At 60.9% G+C, this 16,819-nt stretch carries 19 protein-coding genes and 1 tRNA gene; 14 read left to right on the top strand and 6 right to left on the bottom strand.

What is annotated here, in order from left to right:
- From ACVDHI_RS03295 to galE, 13 genes are all read left to right on the top strand, one after another.
- Entirely contained in the window at positions 1 to 429 is a 429-nt protein-coding gene (locus ACVDHI_RS03295) for a nuclear transport factor 2 family protein (RefSeq protein ID WP_010673320.1), read from the top strand.
- Entirely contained in the window at positions 426 to 1,160 is a 735-nt protein-coding gene (locus ACVDHI_RS03290) for an SDR family NAD(P)-dependent oxidoreductase (protein WP_010673321.1), read from the top strand. Before ACVDHI_RS03295 ends, ACVDHI_RS03290 begins: the two co-directional genes overlap by 4 nt.
- Positions 1,157 to 2,416: an NAD(P)/FAD-dependent oxidoreductase gene (locus ACVDHI_RS03285; protein ID WP_447211685.1), complete on the top strand. Its 1,260-nt coding sequence runs from the start codon at positions 1,157 to 1,159 to the stop codon at positions 2,414 to 2,416. The genes ACVDHI_RS03290 and ACVDHI_RS03285 overlap by 4 nt, the downstream gene beginning before the upstream one ends.
- Complete coding sequence (locus ACVDHI_RS03280) at positions 2,413 to 3,192, top strand: DUF1365 domain-containing protein (RefSeq protein ID WP_039041353.1); 780 nt, start codon at positions 2,413 to 2,415, stop codon at positions 3,190 to 3,192. The genes ACVDHI_RS03285 and ACVDHI_RS03280 overlap by 4 nt, the downstream gene beginning before the upstream one ends.
- A gap of 106 nt (positions 3,193 to 3,298) precedes the next feature.
- The gene (locus ACVDHI_RS03275; RefSeq protein ID WP_039041352.1) at positions 3,299 to 4,555 is read left to right on the top strand and encodes an SAM-dependent methyltransferase; all 1,257 of its coding nucleotides are present in this window, start codon (positions 3,299 to 3,301) and stop codon (positions 4,553 to 4,555) included.
- Positions 4,556 to 4,557: 2 nt separating this feature from the next.
- Positions 4,558 to 5,037, top strand: a complete 480-nt coding sequence (locus ACVDHI_RS03270) for a DUF2878 domain-containing protein (RefSeq protein WP_052816343.1) — start codon at positions 4,558 to 4,560, stop codon at positions 5,035 to 5,037.
- Positions 5,034 to 5,252 carry a TIGR02450 family Trp-rich protein gene (locus ACVDHI_RS03265; RefSeq protein WP_010673326.1) on the top strand — a complete coding sequence of 73 codons (219 nt, stop codon included), beginning with the start codon at positions 5,034 to 5,036 and terminating at the stop codon, positions 5,250 to 5,252. Before ACVDHI_RS03270 ends, ACVDHI_RS03265 begins: the two co-directional genes overlap by 4 nt.
- Positions 5,209 to 5,751: a chalcone isomerase family protein gene (locus ACVDHI_RS03260; protein ID WP_029313899.1), complete on the top strand. Its 543-nt coding sequence runs from the start codon at positions 5,209 to 5,211 to the stop codon at positions 5,749 to 5,751. Before ACVDHI_RS03265 ends, ACVDHI_RS03260 begins: the two co-directional genes overlap by 44 nt.
- An 11-nt stretch (positions 5,752 to 5,762) precedes the next feature.
- On the top strand, positions 5,763 to 6,305 hold the full coding sequence (locus tag ACVDHI_RS03255) for a DUF3833 domain-containing protein (protein WP_223956357.1): 543 nt from the start codon (positions 5,763 to 5,765) through the stop codon (positions 6,303 to 6,305).
- Positions 6,306 to 6,435: 130 nt separating this feature from the next.
- On the top strand, positions 6,436 to 6,903 hold the full coding sequence (locus tag ACVDHI_RS03250; protein ID WP_447211684.1) for a Dps family protein: 468 nt from the start codon (positions 6,436 to 6,438) through the stop codon (positions 6,901 to 6,903).
- Between the two features lie 236 nt (positions 6,904 to 7,139).
- The gene (gene hcp / locus ACVDHI_RS03245) at positions 7,140 to 8,789 is read left to right on the top strand and encodes a hydroxylamine reductase (protein ID WP_447211683.1); all 1,650 of its coding nucleotides are present in this window, start codon (positions 7,140 to 7,142) and stop codon (positions 8,787 to 8,789) included.
- Positions 8,790 to 8,889: 100 nt separating this feature from the next.
- Positions 8,890 to 9,909: an FAD-binding oxidoreductase gene (locus ACVDHI_RS03240; RefSeq protein ID WP_447211682.1), complete on the top strand. Its 1,020-nt coding sequence runs from the start codon at positions 8,890 to 8,892 to the stop codon at positions 9,907 to 9,909.
- A gap of 85 nt (positions 9,910 to 9,994) precedes the next feature.
- Complete coding sequence (gene galE / locus ACVDHI_RS03235; RefSeq protein WP_104454618.1) at positions 9,995 to 11,020, top strand: UDP-glucose 4-epimerase GalE; 1,026 nt, start codon at positions 9,995 to 9,997, stop codon at positions 11,018 to 11,020.
- 174 nt (positions 11,021 to 11,194) lie between these two features.
- Here the strand turns inward: galE and ACVDHI_RS03230 are convergent, their stop codons facing one another.
- On the bottom strand, positions 11,195 to 11,944 hold the full coding sequence (locus tag ACVDHI_RS03230) for a DsbA family protein (protein WP_167825342.1): 750 nt from the start codon (positions 11,942 to 11,944) through the stop codon (positions 11,195 to 11,197).
- Positions 11,945 to 12,142: 198 nt separating this feature from the next.
- On the opposite strand from ACVDHI_RS03230, the gene ACVDHI_RS03225 reads away from it, so the two are divergent.
- A tRNA-Ser gene (locus tag ACVDHI_RS03225) sits at positions 12,143 to 12,230 on the top strand.
- Between the two features lie 94 nt (positions 12,231 to 12,324).
- Here the strand turns inward: ACVDHI_RS03225 and ACVDHI_RS03220 are convergent.
- From ACVDHI_RS03220 to ACVDHI_RS03200, 5 genes are all read right to left on the bottom strand, one after another.
- Entirely contained in the window at positions 12,325 to 13,020 is a 696-nt protein-coding gene (locus tag ACVDHI_RS03220; RefSeq protein WP_080560416.1) for a family 16 glycosylhydrolase, read from the bottom strand.
- 240 nt (positions 13,021 to 13,260) lie between these two features.
- Positions 13,261 to 13,572, bottom strand: coding sequence for a PTS lactose/cellobiose transporter subunit IIA (locus ACVDHI_RS03215; RefSeq protein ID WP_010673336.1), 312 nt, complete (start codon positions 13,570 to 13,572; stop codon positions 13,261 to 13,263).
- Positions 13,573 to 13,582: 10 nt separating this feature from the next.
- On the bottom strand, positions 13,583 to 14,962 hold the full coding sequence (locus tag ACVDHI_RS03210) for a glycoside hydrolase family 1 protein (RefSeq protein WP_447211681.1): 1,380 nt from the start codon (positions 14,960 to 14,962) through the stop codon (positions 13,583 to 13,585).
- Positions 14,963 to 15,019: 57 nt separating this feature from the next.
- Positions 15,020 to 16,372, bottom strand: coding sequence for a PTS cellobiose transporter subunit IIC (locus ACVDHI_RS03205; RefSeq protein WP_010673338.1), 1,353 nt, complete (start codon positions 16,370 to 16,372; stop codon positions 15,020 to 15,022).
- Between the two features lie 27 nt (positions 16,373 to 16,399).
- A complete protein-coding gene (locus ACVDHI_RS03200) occupies positions 16,400 to 16,705 on the bottom strand; it encodes a PTS sugar transporter subunit IIB (RefSeq protein ID WP_010673339.1) in 306 nt (101 codons plus the stop codon).
- Positions 16,706 to 16,819 lie beyond the last annotated feature (114 nt).

Raw genomic sequence — 16,819 nt, 5'->3', positions numbered from 1 at the left:
ATGAATGACGCGCTGGCCCGCTTTGTCATCCTCTACCTGCAATTGGACAAGCATCAGTTGCACCGCTTGCCGGAGGTCTATGCCGATGAGGTGCTCTTCATCGATCCTGCGCACCGGATAGAGGGGCTGGCTGCGCTCACCCGCTACTTTTCCTCCCTTTATGAGCGCCTTGCCCAGTGCAGTTTCGAGATAACGAGTCAGCAGCAGTCGGGCAACGAAGCCTGGCTCGCCTGGGTCATGACCTTCTCCCACCCCAGAATTGCCGGTGGCCGGGCCGTCAGGGTCGAGGGGGCCACCCGGCTGACGTTCGACTCCTGGGGCAAGGTGTGCCTGCACCGGGACTACTTCGATCTCGGGGCCATGCTCTACGAGCAGTTGCCGCTGCTGGGGCCCGTGGTACGGGCCATCAAGGGGAGGCTGGGGACATGAGCGGCCGGGTGCTGATCACCGGGGCCACCTCGGGCATCGGCCGCCAGCTGGCGCTGGATTATCGGCGCGCCGGCTGGCAGGTGTGGGGTTGTGGCCGGGACGAGGTGCGCTTGCAGGCACTGGCCGACCTGGGGATCACCCCTTTGCGATTCGATGCGCGCGACAGCGCCGCCATGGCCGGGGTGGCCGCGAGCCTGCCCGCCCTCGACCTGCTCATTCTCAATGCGGGCAACTGTGAATACATGGATCCGGCAGAAGGCTTTGACGGCGCCCTGTTTGCCCGGGTCATCGAGACCAACCTCATCGCCACCGGCAACGCCCTGGCCGCCTTGCTGCCACGGCTGGGGGCGGGTGGACGGCTTGCCATCGTCAGCTCCTCGGTGAGCTGGCTGCCCCTGCCACGGGCGGAGGCCTATGGCGCCTCCAAGGCGGCTCTCGATTATCTGGCGGATACGTTGCGCCTGGATCTGGCCAGCAAGGGCATCGGGGTGACCCTGATCCGCCCGGGCTTCGTGCAGACGCCGCTCACCGACAAGAATGATTTTCCCATGCCCTGCCTGGTGACGGTGGAAGAGGCTTCCCGCGCCATCATGACGGGGCTTGCCGCCGGTCGCCACCAGATCCACTTTCCCCGTCGCTTCATCTGGCTGCTGCGCCTGCTCGGCGCCCTGCCGACAGGGCTCTGGCTGCGCCTTGGCCGCACACTCGTTTCGAAAGGACGCCCTTCATGAAGAAAAAGATCGCCATCGTCGGCTCCGGTATCTCCGGTCTCACCGCCGGTTTTCTGCTCCACAAGCTGCATGACATCACCCTGTTCGAGGCGGCGCCGACCCTGGGAGGCCACACCGCCACCGTGGAGGTGGAACAGGCTGGGCGCCACTATGCCATCGACACCGGCTTCATCGTCTTCAATGACCGCACCTATCCCAACTTCCTCAAATTGCTGGAGCGCATCGGGGTGGGGCGCCAACCCGCCGAGATGAGCTTCTCGGTCAAGAGTCCCGAGGGGATGGAGTACAACGGCCACAACCTCGATACCCTGTTCGCCCGGCGCCGCAATCTGCTGAGCCCGCGCTTCTATCGCTTCGTCGCCGAGATACTGCGCTTCAACCGGGAGGCGCGGACCTGGCTGGCCGCGCATCGCCAGCGGGAGCTGACCCCCGAGCTGACCCTGGGGGACTTCCTGCAGGCGGGGAAATTCAGCGACTATTTCGCCCGTCACTACATCCTGCCCATGGGGGCGGCCATCTGGTCCTCCACCCTGGCGGACATGCGTGCCTTCCCCTTGAGCTTCTTCCTGCGGTTTTTCGCCAACCACGGGCTGCTGGAGGTGGCGAACCGCCCCCAGTGGTATGTGATCCCGGGTGGCTCGCGAGAGTACATAGGGCCGCTCACGGCGGGCTGGCAGTCGCGCATCCGCCTCGCTACCCCGGTGGAGGCGGTGCGCCGGGGGGCGGATGGCGTCGTGGTCACCAGCCAGGGGCAGGAGGCCCATTTTGACGAGGTGATCTTCGCCTGTCACAGCGATCAGGCCCTGGCCCTGCTGGCGGATGCGAGCGACGCAGAGAGGGCCATCCTCGGGAACATGCCCTATCAGGCCAACGACGTCTGGCTGCACACCGACGCCTCCTGCCTGCCGATGCGCCGCAAGGCGTGGGCGAGCTGGAACTACCAGCTCGGTGAGGATGACGGGGCGCGCCCCCTGGTGAGCTACAACATGAACATCCTGCAGGGGGTGAGCTCCCCCGCGCCCTTCTGCGTCAGCCTCAATCCCCGTGGACGGGTGGACGAGAGCAAGGTGTTGCGCCGTTTCGTCTATCATCATCCGGTATTCAATCAGGGCTCCATCGCCGCCCAGCAGCGACGGGGCGAGATCTGTGGCCATCAGCGCACCCACTTCTGCGGGGCTTACTGGTACAACGGTTTTCACGAGGACGGGGTGCGCAGCGCCCTGGACGTGGCCAGACGCTTCGGGGCCGAGCTATGAGCGGCGCCGCGGCCTTGACGCAAGGGGACGAGGGAATGGGGGAGGGGATCAGCGCCATCTGGCAAGGCTCGGTGCGCCATCGCCGCTTCGCCCCCAGGGCCCACGCTTTTTCATACAGCCTCTTCATGCTGGGGCTGGATCTGGACGAACTGCCCGGGCTTGAGCAGGGGCGCTGGTTTGCCGTGGAGCGGGCCGGACTGCTCTCGTTTCGCCGCGAGGACTATCTGCGGGGCAGCGAAGGGCCCCTCAAGCAGGCGGTCTGGGACAAGGTGGCGGCCCTTGGGGGGGATGCGGAGCCCGGCGGGCGGGTGCTGCTCCTTGGCAACGTGCGCTGCCTCGGGTTTTATTTCAGCCCGGTCAATTTCTACTTTTGCGATCGGGCGGGGGAGACCCGCTACCTGCTGGCGGAGGTCTCCAATACCCCCTGGAACGAGCGCCACTACTACCTGCTGGATCTGGCGGCGCTCTCCCCCCATGACAAGGATTTCCATGTCTCCCCCTTCATGGGACTGGGGATGCGCTACCACTGGCGCATCCGGGCGCCGAAAGAGGAGGCGCTGATCCATATCGAGAGCCACCCCGTATCCGGTGAGAGCAAGCTGTTTGACGCCACCCTGGCCCTGCGCCGCGCGCCGCTGTCGCGCAAGGGGCTGGCGGCGCTGCTGGTTCGCTGGCCCTGGATGACCCTGAAGGTGCTGCTCGGGATCTACTGGCAGGCCCTGCGCCTTTTTATCAAACGCACCCCCGTCTTCACCCATCCGGAGAGCCGCCCATGACGCCGACACACCCGTTTAATTCCGCTTCCTGGTGTTGTCAGCAGCCCATGGTGCGGGTTCATCCCAACCGAACGACCTCACTCTTGACCCATTCGGAGAGCCGCTAATGGAACTTGCTCAATCAACCCTCTCTGCCTCTTTCATCGACAAGGGGGCCAAGCAACTGCTGCTCAAATTGCTGGCGCGCCTTGAGCAGGGTCAACTGGTGCTTCACGACGGCAGCGAGTGCCACCGTTTCGGCAAGGCGGGCAGCGACCTGCATGCCGAGCTGGTGGTGCAGGATCCGGCGTTTTATCGCCGCCTGCTGCTGGGGGGCAGCATCGCCGCAGGAGAGACCTGGGTGGAGGGTCTCTGGACCAGCCCGGAGCCGGTGGCACTGGTGCGCTTGCTGGCCCGCAATCTGCCGCTGCTCGACGCCCTGGAACGGCGCCTCGGCTGGCTCAGCTTCCCGTTCAACAAGGTGCGCCACTGGTTCAATCGCAATACCCTGACCGGTTCGCGCGCCAACATCGCCGCCCACTATGACCTTGGCAACACCCTCTATCAGGGCTTTCTCGACGATCACATGCAGTATTCGAGCGCCATCTATCCCCACCCGGATGCCACCCTGGAGGAGGGGCAGCAGGCCAAGCTGCGCACCATCTGTGAGCGGCTTGAGCTTGGGCCGGATGACCACCTGCTGGAGATAGGCACCGGCTGGGGCGGTCTCGCCGTCTATGCGGCCCGTCACTACGGCTGCCGGGTCACCACCACGACCATCTCCCGGGCCCAGCACGACTATGCCAAGGCGTGGATCGAGCGGGAGGGGCTGGGGGATCGCATCACCTTGCTGCTGGAGGATTACCGCAAGCTGGAGGGACGCTATGACAAGCTGGTCTCCATCGAGATGATCGAGGCGGTGGGGCACGCCTTCCTGCCCGACTATTTCCGCCAGTTGTCGCGCCTGCTCAAGCCCGGCGGACGCCTGCTGATCCAGGCCATCACCATCGCCGATCAGCGCCACGCCCAGTATCTGCGCGGGGTGGACTTCATCCAGCGCTACATCTTCCCGGGAGGCTGCCTGCCTTGCGTCTCCCAGATGGCGGGTCTGCTGGCGAGGGAGACCGACATGCAGCTGGTACGGCTGCACGATCACGGCCACCACTATGCCCGCACCCTGGCCCACTGGTGCGAACGCTTCCTGGCGCTGGCCCCGGAGCTGCCCAAACTCGGTTACAGCCAGGATTTCATCCGGCTCTGGCACTTCTACTTCGCCTACTGTGAAGGGGGATTCTGGGAGCGGGCCATCAGCCTGGTGCAACTGGAGGCCGCCAAGCCGGGGCCCCATGGCTGGTCCGGGGACTTGCCGGCACACGGTCGCTGATCATGTGGCAGTGGGCCCACCTGCTGGGATTCAACCTCTACTGGTTGCTGGCGGTGAGATGGCAGCAACCGGGCCCGCTGCTCGGGATGCTGCTGCTCCATTTCATCTTCTCCCCCCGCCGCGGGCAGGACTGGCGCCTCATCCCGGTCGCCCTGGCAGGCTGCCTGCTCGACATCCTGCTCTGGCGCCTCGGCCTGTTTCACTTTCCGTCCGGTTTTCCGCTCTGGCTGTTGCTGCTCTGGTGCGGTTTCGCCCTGACCCTCTCCCACGGCCTTCCCTGGCTTCGCCTCTTGCCGCGCTGGCAACAGGGGCTGTTCGGCATGGTAGGGGGCGCCTCCTCTTATATGGCGGGGGCCGCCATGGGGGCAGTAAACTTACCCTGGGGCATCTGGACAAGCGCAGTGCTGCTGGCGGTGATCTGGATGTGGTGGTTACCCGTACTCCTGTGGGTAACGGTCAAGCTGGAGGGTGAGACGAGATGAACACCTTTTCGACCGACACCTTGTTGTTTTCCAAGTGGACCAGGGATGGCCAGTGCGAGCTGGCCGAGCGTTTCTACCTGGTGGTGGCCTGCCAGCGCGATGCCCAGGGGCATCTGGCGAGCGTGGTGATGCAGGATATCAACACCCTGCAGGAACAGGAGATGGACTGGCATGAACTGGAGGATCCCGCCCGTTGGCACATGGGGTGGAACTAGTCTGCTGCTGGCGGCCTTGAGCCTGCCACTGTTTGCGACCGCCCAGAGCGTTGCCGCCCCCTGGCAGGGGCTGCGTACCGTGGGACAGGGGGAGATGCGCTGGCTCTGGTTCAAGCTCTATGACGCCACCCTCTACAGCGAGAGCGGTCGCTATCAGCCGGGGCGCTACCCGCAGGCCCTCAGCATTACCTACGCGAGGGCCATCGAGCGCCAGGATCTGCTGGAGGCGACCGCCGCCGAGTGGCAGCGGCTCGGCCTTGGCAGCGAGAGTGAGCGCCAACGCTGGCTGGCTCGACTGGCCACGCTCTGGCCGGATGTCGCCCCCGGCGACAAGCTTGTTTTTTATGTGGACGAGCAAGGCACGGGCCACTTCTGGTTGCGAGATCGCCTCCTTGGCTCTCTTGATGATCCCGCCTTCGCCCCCGCGTTTCTTGCCATCTGGCTGACTGACGACAGCCGGGATCCCGCCCTGACCCGCCGCCTGCGCGGCCAATCCTGATGGAGTATTCCATGAAATTCTCTTCCTGGTGGCGTCTTGCCTGGTTGCTGCCCCTGCTGTGGCTCTCTGGTTGCGGCGCGGGTCTTGATGATTATCGCGGCTCCCGGCCGGGCTGGGATCTCGCCCGTTTCTTCAATGGCAAGCTGATGGCCCACGGCCTGGTGACGGACCGCAGCGGCGAAGTGACCAGTCGCTTTCGGGTCGAGATGCAGGGGCACTGGCGAGAGGGCAAGGGGGAGCTGTTCGAGCAGTTCTACTTCGATGATGGCCGTCGGCAGACCCGCACCTGGTTTTTGAGCAAGGGGGCGGATGGCCACTGGCGCGGCACGGCTTCAGACGTGGTGGGGGAGGCGGTAGGCAAGACAGAGGGCTTTGCCCTCAACTGGCGTTATCAACTCGATCTGGCACTGCCGGATGAGAGCGTGGTGAGGGTGAGCTTTGATGACTGGATGTATCTGCTGGACGACGATCGCCTGATCAACCGCGCGAAGATCAGCAAGTTCGGCATTCATCTCGGCGAGGTGATCCTCTATATCGAACGGCTTGAGCAATGAAAGCCGGTGCATTTTTTGCTGACGATAGCCATTGGCTATGGATCGGCAAGGCACAGACGATTGTCCTTTGAGTCTGCTTCTGGATAAACTGACTCCGTTCCCGATAATGCTTACCACCTGGAGGTGAATCATGAAGAGCCCCATTGGTCTTGATACCGTTCAATCACAAGCCCTGGCCGCCGAGCTCAACAAGCTGCTGGCCAGCTACCAGATCCTCTACATGAACGTCCGTGGCTTCCACTGGAACATCCGCGGCAACCAGTTCTTCGAGCTGCACCTGAAATTCGAAGAGATCTACAACGACCTGCTGCTGAAAGTCGATGCCCTGGCCGAACGCATTCTGACCCTGGATGGCGTGCCCCTGCACAGCTTCAGCGACTACATCCAGGTGTCCGCCATCCCCGAGCAGAAGGGGCTGCATGACGGTCGTGCCTGCGTGGGATCCCTGCTGGCGAGCTTCCGCGAACTGCTGGTTGCCCAGCGCCGCATCCTGGGTCAGGCCGCCGATGCCGGTGATGAAGGGACTGCATCCATCCTCTCCGACTATGTGCAGCAGCAGGAAAAACTGGTCTGGATGCTGCGCGCCTATCTGGCCTGATGAACCTGGGGCCGGCTGCCCATGCTCCGGCCCGTATCATTGCCCCTGTTGTTGCACACCCGAGTTGTCTCTCCTTGATTTCCCACCCGCTTGCCGCCCGATTTGGGCGGCTTTTTTCTATTTGATCTGCATCAATGAAATGTTAATTGGTAAATTGAATGCCTATTAAGTTTTCCAGGAGGGGAATAGAATCGCCACAAAACAGATAACTGAAATGTCCAATTAGGAGAGACATGATGTTTTGTGTGCAATGTGAACAGACTATTCGTACCCCGGCAGGCAACGGCTGCGCCTATGCACAAGGCATGTGCGGCAAGACGGCGGAAACCTCCGACCTGCAGGATGTGCTGATCTATACCCTGCAAGGGCTCAGCGCCTGGGCCCTGGCGGCCCGCGAGCACGGCATCGTCGACAGCGAAATAGACGCTTTCGTGCCCAAGGCGTTCTTTGCCACCCTCACCAACGTCAACTTCGACTCCGCTCGCATCGTCGCCTACGTCAACCAGGCGCTGGCCTATCGCCAGCAACTGGCCGCCAAGCTGGCACCGCTGGCGGTGCAGGCCGATGCACTGCCCGCTGCCGCCCGTTTCGAGCCGGGTGCCGATCTGCTGGCCCAGCTGGCCCAGGCGCCGCAGACCGCGGTCAACCGCGGCAAGAACGAAGTCAACGAAGACATCATGGGGCTGCGCCTGCTCTGCCTCTACGGCCTCAAGGGTGCAGCCGCCTACATGGAGCACGCCCGGGTGCTGGATCAGCAGGATGCTGGGGTAGCCGCCGAATTCCATCGCATCATGAGCTGGCTCGGTACGGATCCGAGCGATCTGGATCCCCTGTTCAAGTGCGCCATGGACATTGGCCTGCTCAACTTCAAGATCATGGAGATGCTGGATCTCGGTGAAACCACCGCCTTCGGCCACCCCGAGCCGACCCAGGTTCGCGTCACTCCGGTTCCGGGCAAGTGCATTCTGGTCTCCGGTCACGACATGGTGGATCTCAAGCTCATCCTGGAGCAGACCAGGGACACCGGCATCAATGTCTACACCCATGGCGAGATGCTGCCGGCCCTGGCCTACCCCTTCTTCAAGCAGTACCCGCACCTGGTGGGCAACTACGGCTCTGCCTGGCAGAACCAGCAGAAGGAGTTTGCCAACTTCCCGGGCGCCGTGGTGATGACCTCCAACTGCATCATCGACCCGAACGTGGGCAACTACTCGGATCGCATCTTCACTCGCTCCATCGTCGGCTGGCCGGGCGTGACTCATCTGGAAGGGGAAGATTTCTCTGCCGTGATCGCCAAGGCGCAAGCGCTGGTAGGCTTCAAGCACGTTGAGCTCGAGCACTTCATCACCATCGGCTTTGCCCGCGACGCCCTGATGCAGGCCGCCCCGGCGGTGATCGACAAGGTCAAGGCTGGTGAAATCAGCCACTTCTTCCTGGTCGGTGGCTGTGACGGTGACCGTGCCGAGCGCGCCTACTACACCGAGTTTGCCAAGGCGATCCCGCAGGACAGCCTGCTGCTGACCCTGGGCTGCGGCAAGTACAAGTTCAACAAGCTCGACTTCGGCGACATCGGTGGTATTCCGCGTCTGCTGGACGTGGGTCAGTGCAATGATGCCTACTCCGCCATCCAGCTGGCCCTGGCGCTCGCCGACGCGTTCGAGTGCGGCGTCAACGATCTGCCCCTGACCCTGGTGCTCTCCTGGTTCGAGCAAAAAGCCATCGTCATTTTGCTCACCCTGCTTGCACTCGGCGTGAAGGACATCCGCACCGGCCCGACCGCCCCGGCCTTCCTCACCCCGGCCCTGCTCAAGGTGCTGGAGGAGCAGTTTGGCCTGAAAGGCACCACCACGGCAGACGCGGATCTCGCCGAGATCCTGGCGGCCTGAGCAAAGACACAGCCTTACACGCTCAGCATGTTGTAAGCCTTTGGCGAGCCTGATGGCTCGCCTTTTTTCAACGCTATTTCCGAGCAAGAGGAGCCTTGCGATGACCTCCACCTCTTTGAGCCTGCGCTGTATAGCCCGCCGGGTAGAGACCCACGACGTGGCGAGCTGGCAATTTGAACCCCTGGCTGGCGACCTGCCCCCCGTGCTGGCCGGCCAGTGCGTCACCCTGCACACGATGATTGACGGCCAGCCCCACTGCCGCGCCTACACCCTCTCCTCCAGCCCGCAGGATCCTTTCTGGCAGGTCACCATCAAGGATGTGGGGCTGGTCTCTCACCATCTGCACCAGAGCCTGCAAGTGGGGGACGAGATCCGGGTAGACGGCCCCTTCGGCGACTTCCACCTGACTGCCTTGCCCTGCGAGCGGCCGCTGCTGCTCAGCGCCGGCTCCGGCATCACCCCCATGTGGGCCATGCTGCGGGACGAGCTCGCCAAGCGGCCAGACGCCGATATCCGCTTTATTCACAGCGCCAGAACCCCCGGGGATGTGATCTTCGCGAGAGAACTGGCTTCATTGGCCGAGGCTCATGCCGGTGTGCGCCATGCTTTAGTGCTGGAGAAAGTAGGGGAAGAGGCGCCAACGGCTCATCCCTGGGTTGGCCGGCTCACACCGGGGATGCTCAAGGAACTGGCGCCGGATCTCTTGAGCCGCCATGTCTATCTGTGTGGCCCAGCCCCCTACATGACCGCCGTCTGCACCATGCTGGCGGAGCTGGGACTGCCGGCAGCACAGTTGCACCAGGAGTCATTCGGTCTGCCTGCTGTTACATCGGGCGCGGCGCCAGTTGCGGCCGATAGCGACCACTTCTGGCTGACCCTGAAAAAGAGCGGCAAGAAAGTGAAGATACTGCCTGGCCAGACCCTGCTGGCAGCACTGGAGGGGGCGGGGGAGACCATGATGGCCGCTTGCCGCGCCGGGGTGTGCGGCGCCTGTCGCTGCACCACGGAAGGCGAAATCGAGCGCCAGAGCGTGATGACCCTGAGCGCGCAAGATCTCGAGAACGGGGTGGCGCTGGCCTGTTCCTGCACCGCCAGAGGGGATGTGAGCCTGGAGTACTGACGGGCGTCATTGGTATCCCGAGCTTTTCCCGGGCGGGTCGTGCGGGTAGACTCAACCCCAGTTTCAGCAAAGTACGGGATAAAAAATGACAATTCTGGTGACGGGGGGAGCCGGTTACATCGGTTCCCACACCCTGGTCGAGCTGCTTGGTACCGGGCAGCAGGTCGTAGTACTGGACAACCTCTCCAACGCTTCCCCCGAATCGCTCAAACGGGTCGAGCGGATCACCGGCAAGCCGGTCACCTTCGTGGAAGGGGACATTCTGGACAGAGCCTGCCTGCAGCGGCTGTTTGCCGAACACAAGATAGCATCCGTGATCCACTTCGCCGGCCTCAAGGCGGTGGGGGAATCCGGCCAGATCCCGCTTACCTACTATCAGAACAACGTGACCGGCACCCTGGTGCTGTGCGAAGAGATGGCCAGGGCCGGCGTGTTCCGGCTGGTGTTCAGCTCCTCGGCCACCGTCTATGGGGATCCGGCCTCGGTACCGCTGCGGGAAGATTTCCCCACCAGCGCCACCAATCCCTATGGCCGCTCCAAGCTGATGGTCGAAGAGATCCTGCGTGACCTCTCCAAATCCGATCCTCGCTGGGCCATCGTGCTGCTGCGCTACTTCAACCCGGTGGGGGCTCACGAGAGCGGCCTCATCGGTGAAGATCCCAACGGCATCCCCAACAACCTGCTGCCTTACATCAGTCAGGTCGGCGTGGGCAAGCTCAAGGAGCTGGGGGTCTTTGGCAACGACTATCCGACCCCGGACGGCACCGGGGTGCGCGACTATATCCACGTGGTGGATCTCGCCATCGGTCACCTCAAAGCGTTGGCCCGCATCAAGAGTGATACCGGCGTCTTCACCTATAACCTCGGCACCGGTCAGGGCTATTCCGTGCTGGAGATGGTCAAGGCGTTCGAGGCAGCCAGTGGCCGTGCCATTCCCTACCAGATCAAGCCCCGTCGCCCCGGCGACATCGCCGAGTGCTGGGCTGAACCGGCCCTGGCCCGTGATGAGCTGGGCTGGCAGGCCGAGCGGGGGCTGGAGCAGATGATGATCGATACCTGGCGCTGGCAAAGTCAGAACCCGAACGGTTATGGCCCTGCTGCGAAGCCGTGATCAAGGGTCATGGGCTGCTCGGAAACCTCATTTATTCATATAAACTCGGGTCCCTGCGCTGCTCTTCGCCTTGCTGACAGTTTCTCGCGACGGCCCATCAGGCCTGATGGTTTGCAGCCTGAATAGCAAAACGCCCCGGCATGCCGGGGCGTTTTTTCATGAACAATGCGCGGGTTACTGGATGCTCTTGCCGGCGCGGACATCCTTGATGATGGCCTTGAGGCTGGCCAGATCCCGCGGTGCGCCGCGCAGGATCTGATCGCCGATGATAAAGGCCGGGGTACCGGAAATGGCCATGGCTTCGGCCAGCGCCCGGTTGGTACCCAGATTCTGATCGATGCTGCCGTCCTTGATCTTCGCCTCTACCTTGCTCCAGTCCACGCCGGCTGCCCTGGCGACGTCTTTCACCTGGGCTTCGTCGGAGAGGGGCCCCTGATGGGCGTACAGCTTGTCGTGGAAGGCCTGGTATTTGTCGGGCTGGCCGAGCTTCACCGCCAGCGCCGCGCGGGCGGCGTAGTAGGAGGTTTCGCTCAGGATGGGGAACTGCTTGTAGATGTAGCGGATCTCCTTGTCCTCAGAGAGCAGTTGCTGAATGAGGGGATGAGCGCGCTTGCAGTAGCCGCAGTTGTAGTCGAAGAACTCCACCACCGTCAGGCTGCCCTTGGGATTGCCGCTCTCGGGATCCTGGTTGGCGAAGAGCTGCTTGGCATGGGCTTCTATCAGCGTCTTGTCGTTCTCGGCCTGCTGGCTCTCCTGCTTGGCACGCAGGGCGTTGGACATCTCGACCAGGATCTCCGGATTCTTGACCAGATAGTCGCGCACGATCTGCTCGACATCGCTCTTGGTCAGCTCGCTCGCCTGCACGGGCGCCACAAGCAGGGTCGCGCCGGTCAGGGCGGCGAACAGGGCATGTTTGATTCTCATAAGTCCATCTTGCTGGGGATGTGGTAGTGGCCCCTATAGTGGGTGAGTCTGTTTTCAAGTCAAGCCATCCGCTTGAAAAAGCACGGTTTGCAGCGGTTTTGCCGGTTTTGTGCGCCAGATAGCCCAATAAATGGGCAAACAAACGGAGTGGGGATTTACAAGGGCTGGGGGCATGGGTAATATGCGTCGCACTGCTGCGGAGGGGTGGCAGAGCGGCTGAATGCACCGGTCTTGAAAACCGGCGATGGGCGACCATCCGTGGGTTCAAATCCCACCTCCTCCGCCATCTATATAGCCCAACTGATTTATTCAGTTGGGCTTTTTTGTGTCTTCGGTTTTGGGTATGCCGCCGTGTGCCCGGATTTAGTTGACCATCGCAATCACTCCCAGGGCGTCACATTGGCGTACTTGTATTTGGCGTAGACGGGCTGGCCGTTGTAGGAGCTGGGCGGGAAGCTCGGGTTGGCGCTGATCCAGTTATTTACAAACGTCTGCATCCAGCTGGTGACGGGGCGGCTCTCGCGGCGCACGCTCACCCATTTGTTCTGGGTACGGCTGAAGACCTGCCAGGTGACTCCCGCCTCGTCGATGTTGAAGGCGTAGCGCTCCATGTTCCAGATGGAGATACCGTACTTGCCCAGGTCGATGTCCTGGGGATACTGACGCCCCTGGATCCAGACGTTGGTATGGAGCAGGTTGGTGCCCCCCATCAGCTCGATGTCGACTTCATAGTGAGAGCTGGTGCCTGCATCTCCGGTATAGGTAAAGAAGGAGCTGATGGTGCCGGGCACCGATCCTGCCTGCATCTGCACCTCATAACGACCCTTGCGGGTGTAGTTGTAGGTTCGCAGTTCAGCACAGCTCTTGTTTCCTTTGTCGGATTTCGCATGGAGGATGGCCGTGCCGGACTCCATCCAGACGTTGGCGGCGCGCCAGGTACAGTCGAATTCTGACCCGCCATTGCGCCAACCATCAGAGACCTGCCAATCCTGATTGCTCCACCACCATGCCGATGCCTGAGTGGAATATAATCCTCCCGCCATCAGCAATACTGACATCAGTCCAAGTTTACGCATATTATCCACATTCCTGTGTGTTTATTAATGAGTGTTTTATTGATGACTACAAGCAGCATTAGAATAGCCATAAACAGATATTGAAACTTATACTGGTATCGCGTCATGACAGTTTCATATTTTTGAAATTGCCTGAAAAAGGTATGAAAGACATGACGGCTGGCTGGTATAACCAGAATAAAAAAAGCCACCGTATATAACGGTGGCAAAAGCACGGACTCCCGATCCGATGAGTTAAAATCAGCTGGCTTGGCGGCGATAGATCTCGACCAGTTCGGTGGCCAGTTCGCGGCACAGAATGGAGGTCATCAGGTGATCCTGGGCATGTACCATGACCAGTGTCATCTTGGTCTTGCCTTCGCCCTCATCGGCTTCAATCAGTTTGGTTTGTACGGCATGGGCAGCCTTCCCCGCGTCGGTGGCCTGGAGCAGCAAGGCATCCGCTTCGCTGAACTGGCCAGCACGAGCCTGACGCAGGGCTTCGAAACAGAGACTGCGAGATTGGCCGGCATTGACGATGATGCCCATGACTGCTTCTTCAAGATCCATCATTTATGACTCCTTAAAATCCATTATTACGAGAGACGTTGGCGAACCATTCACCACTTTTCTTGACGGTGCGCTGCTGGCTTTCCAAATCAAGGTTGATGAATCCATAACGGTTCTTGTAGGCATTCATCCAGGACCAGTTGTCAATAAAGGTCCACAGGTGATAACCACGGCAATTACTTCCTTCGGCAATGGCGGTATGAATCCACTGGAGGTGGCCGCGAATGAAGTCGATACGATAATCGTCTTTTACCTGACCATCTTCACCAATAAATCTGTGCTCCCCTTCGACACCCATACCATTTTCGGAGATATAGCTTGGGATATTTCCATAGTTGTCGCGCAGGTTGATCAATATGTCATAAATACCGCGCTCATATATTTCCCAGCCGCGATAAGGGTTCATTTTTCGGCCTGGCATCTCGTAATTCTCGAAGAACCAGTCAGGCAGGAAAGGGGAGTCCGGGTTGATGGCCGTCATGCGTGCCTTCACTCGCCGCGGCTGGTAGTAGTTGATGCCGAGCAGATCGATCTTGCCGGCGGCCAGCAGTTCGCAGTCGCCGCTTTGCACCACGGGCATCTGATCGTGCTCGCGCAGGATATCGATCAGCTCCTGGGGATAAACCCCCTTCACCGCAGGATCGAGGAAGGCGCGGTTGAAGAACAGGTCGGCAATGAACGAGGCCTTCAAGTCTGCCGGGTTTGAAGATCGCGGATAGGAGGGGGTCAGGTTCAGGACGATGCCGATCTGGCCGGGCAGGGAGAGTGTGCGATAACGCTTCACCGCCAGACTGTGGGCCAGCATCATGTGATAGGCCACCTGGGCTGCCCGTTTGAAGTCCATCTGGTTCGGGTAATGGAAGTCATACAGATACCCTCCTTCCACTACCACAACGGGTTCATTGAAGGTCATCCAGCAGGCGACGCGATCACCGAACAGTTTGAAGCAGAGCGCTGCGTACTCGGCATAGGCCGCCACGGTTTCGCGGCTCTCCCAGCCCCCCTGCTCCTGCCAGTACATCGGCATGTCGAAGTGGAACAGGCCGATGAAGGGTTTGATCCCCTTGGCCAGCAGCTCATCGATAACCTTGTTGTAGAAGTCGACGGCCTCCTGATTGACGGTGTGGCCATCCGGCAGCAACCTGGCCCAGGAGATGGATGTGCGGAAGCTGTTGTGGCCAATCTGTTCCATCAATGCGATGTCTTCACGATAACGATCGTAGAAGGTGGAGGTGTTGGCCGGGCCAACCTGACCGTGGAAACGGTGTGGCTCCGTCTCGAACCAGTGATCCCAGATGGTCGGTGCCTTGCCGCCCATATTGGCAGCTCCTTCCGATTGTGCGGCCGACGAGGCGCTACCCCACCAGAAGCCTTCGGGGAATGTATATTGCATTGCAGTTTCCTCTTGATGACCGGCGTGCAGGCGGCGTGGCGCCCGCACGCCTGGCGCTTACGCCTGACTCTGAATCGGTGTGATTGTGTCTGCTTTTTCTGATCTGGCGGCTTCTTCCGCTTCAGCCGTCTCGGCTTCCTGCTTGAGCAGGGTGCGTTCGTAAGCCCGCACGAAGGGGTAATACATCAGGGCGGAGATCCCCATGCAGATGAAGCACATGATGACCGGACTGAAGGCCCAGTTGGTCGCCCAGGAGGCGCCGATGGGGGCCGGTGTGGTCCATGCGGTCAGCATCACGACCTTCTCAACCAGACCCAGATCCACCGCGAACCAGGCCAGGATGGCGTTGATCACCGGCACCAGGATGAAGGGCAGGAAGAAGACCGGGTTCATGATGATGGGAGCACCAAACAGGATAGGCTCGTTGATGTTGAAGAACCCGGGGACCACGCCCATTCGCCCTATGGTGCGCAGGTGCACGGCACGGCTGCGCATCAGCAGGAATGCCAGTGGCAAGGTGGAGCCCACGCCGCCGATAAAGAGGAAATGATCCCAGAAACCGGGCAGGAAGGTGTGGGGAATGGCTTGGCCGGCGGCCAATGCGGCCTGGTTGCTGGCCAGGTTTGCCATCCAGAAGGGGTTCATGATGCCGGTGACGATCATGGTGCCGTGGATGCCGGCAAACCAGAGGATCTGGCACAACAGCACCGCCAGCAAGACGGCAGGCAGGCTGTCGGAAGCCGCCACCAGCGGTTTGAGCATGGACATGATCGCCTCGGGCAGGATCATGCCAGTGGTTTCCTGCAGCAGCATGTTGAAGGGGTGCAGGGTCAGGATAATCGCCAGGACCGGGATCAGCACCTCGAAGGAGCGCGCCACTCCCATCGGCACCTGCTCGGGCAGACGGATGGTGATGTTGTTGCGCTTGAGCCAGGCGTAGACCTCGGTCGAATAGATGGCGCAAATAAGAGCGGTAAAGATGCCCTGACCGGAGAAATACTGGGTGGAGATGGTGCCGTCTTTATATTGCGCCGCCACCAGCATGAACGACATCAGGGAGAGTAGACCTGTGGTGATGGGGTCCAGGGAGTATTGCTTGGCCAGGCTGGATGCGACGCCCACCGAAATGAAGACCGTCATCAGCCCCATGCTCATGTTGAAGGGCAACATGAGTTCGGCACGATAGGTGTTGGAAAAATCGAGCCAGGCTCTGGCAAAGCCCCAGGTGGTTTCGCTGGAGATGGGTGGGAAGATGAAGACCAGCATGAAGCTGCCGACGATCATGAACGGCAGCGCGGCAATAAAACCGTCACGGATGGCCAGAACATAGCGTTGCTGGCCCAGTTTTCCTGCCAATGGGCCGATCCGTTGTTCGATCAACTTGACCAGCATCCCATAGAGTGAACTCATAGTGTGTGTCCTTCCTTGTGAGCACGCTTAACCAATCAGGGAGAGGGCGTAGTCCAGCACCTTGTCGCCGCGCTGCATGCCGTAATCCATCATGTCGATAGGTTGTACCTTGATGCCGTGAGCCGCCGCCTTGGCTTGCAACTCCGGTTGCATGTACTTGATCTGCGGTCCCAGCAAGACCACCTGGTAATGGGGCATCTGGTCATCGAACTCCGATGCGCCAAAAGCCTTGATCTCGGCAGCCAGGCCCCGTTTTTCGGCTTCTACCAGCATTTTTTTCACCAGCAGGCTGGTGGACATCCCGGCAGAGCAGCACAACATGATTTTTTTCATGATCATTCCTCAGTTATTAAGCTGGGCTCACTATAGATCGATGCAATAAAACGGGAAATCGATTTCACGAATCGGGTTTTGTAATTGTGATCGCGATCACTTGATGGATATTTC

The organism is Aeromonas sp. 25-248 (assembly GCF_053005425.1).
This window is presented reverse-complemented; position numbering and strand designations above follow the sequence as displayed.

Coding starts and splice junctions, on each gene's coding strand:
- ACVDHI_RS03220 (WP_080560416.1), bottom strand. CDS start 13,020: ATGCGTAAACTTGGACTGATGTCAGTATTGCTGATGGCGGGAGGATTA.
- ACVDHI_RS03200 (WP_010673339.1), bottom strand. CDS start 16,705: ATGAAAAAAATCATGTTGTGCTGCTCTGCCGGGATGTCCACCAGCCTG.
- ACVDHI_RS03205 (WP_010673338.1), bottom strand. CDS start 16,372: ATGAGTTCACTCTATGGGATGCTGGTCAAGTTGATCGAACAACGGATC.
- ACVDHI_RS03255 (WP_223956357.1), top strand. CDS start 5,763: ATGAAATTCTCTTCCTGGTGGCGTCTTGCCTGGTTGCTGCCCCTGCTG.
- ACVDHI_RS03230 (WP_167825342.1), bottom strand. CDS start 11,944: ATGAGAATCAAACATGCCCTGTTCGCCGCCCTGACCGGCGCGACCCTG.
- hcp (WP_447211683.1), top strand. CDS start 7,140: ATGTTTTGTGTGCAATGTGAACAGACTATTCGTACCCCGGCAGGCAAC.
- ACVDHI_RS03275 (WP_039041352.1), top strand. CDS start 3,299: ATGGAACTTGCTCAATCAACCCTCTCTGCCTCTTTCATCGACAAGGGG.
- ACVDHI_RS03290 (WP_010673321.1), top strand. CDS start 426: ATGAGCGGCCGGGTGCTGATCACCGGGGCCACCTCGGGCATCGGCCGC.
- ACVDHI_RS03280 (WP_039041353.1), top strand. CDS start 2,413: ATGAGCGGCGCCGCGGCCTTGACGCAAGGGGACGAGGGAATGGGGGAG.
- ACVDHI_RS03210 (WP_447211681.1), bottom strand. CDS start 14,962: ATGCAATATACATTCCCCGAAGGCTTCTGGTGGGGTAGCGCCTCGTCG.
- ACVDHI_RS03270 (WP_052816343.1), top strand. CDS start 4,558: ATGTGGCAGTGGGCCCACCTGCTGGGATTCAACCTCTACTGGTTGCTG.
- ACVDHI_RS03260 (WP_029313899.1), top strand. CDS start 5,209: ATGAACTGGAGGATCCCGCCCGTTGGCACATGGGGTGGAACTAGTCTG.
- galE (WP_104454618.1), top strand. CDS start 9,995: ATGACAATTCTGGTGACGGGGGGAGCCGGTTACATCGGTTCCCACACC.
- ACVDHI_RS03250 (WP_447211684.1), top strand. CDS start 6,436: ATGAAGAGCCCCATTGGTCTTGATACCGTTCAATCACAAGCCCTGGCC.
- ACVDHI_RS03295 (WP_010673320.1), top strand. CDS start 1: ATGAATGACGCGCTGGCCCGCTTTGTCATCCTCTACCTGCAATTGGAC.
- ACVDHI_RS03215 (WP_010673336.1), bottom strand. CDS start 13,572: ATGATGGATCTTGAAGAAGCAGTCATGGGCATCATCGTCAATGCCGGC.
- ACVDHI_RS03240 (WP_447211682.1), top strand. CDS start 8,890: ATGACCTCCACCTCTTTGAGCCTGCGCTGTATAGCCCGCCGGGTAGAG.
- ACVDHI_RS03265 (WP_010673326.1), top strand. CDS start 5,034: ATGAACACCTTTTCGACCGACACCTTGTTGTTTTCCAAGTGGACCAGG.
- ACVDHI_RS03285 (WP_447211685.1), top strand. CDS start 1,157: ATGAAGAAAAAGATCGCCATCGTCGGCTCCGGTATCTCCGGTCTCACC.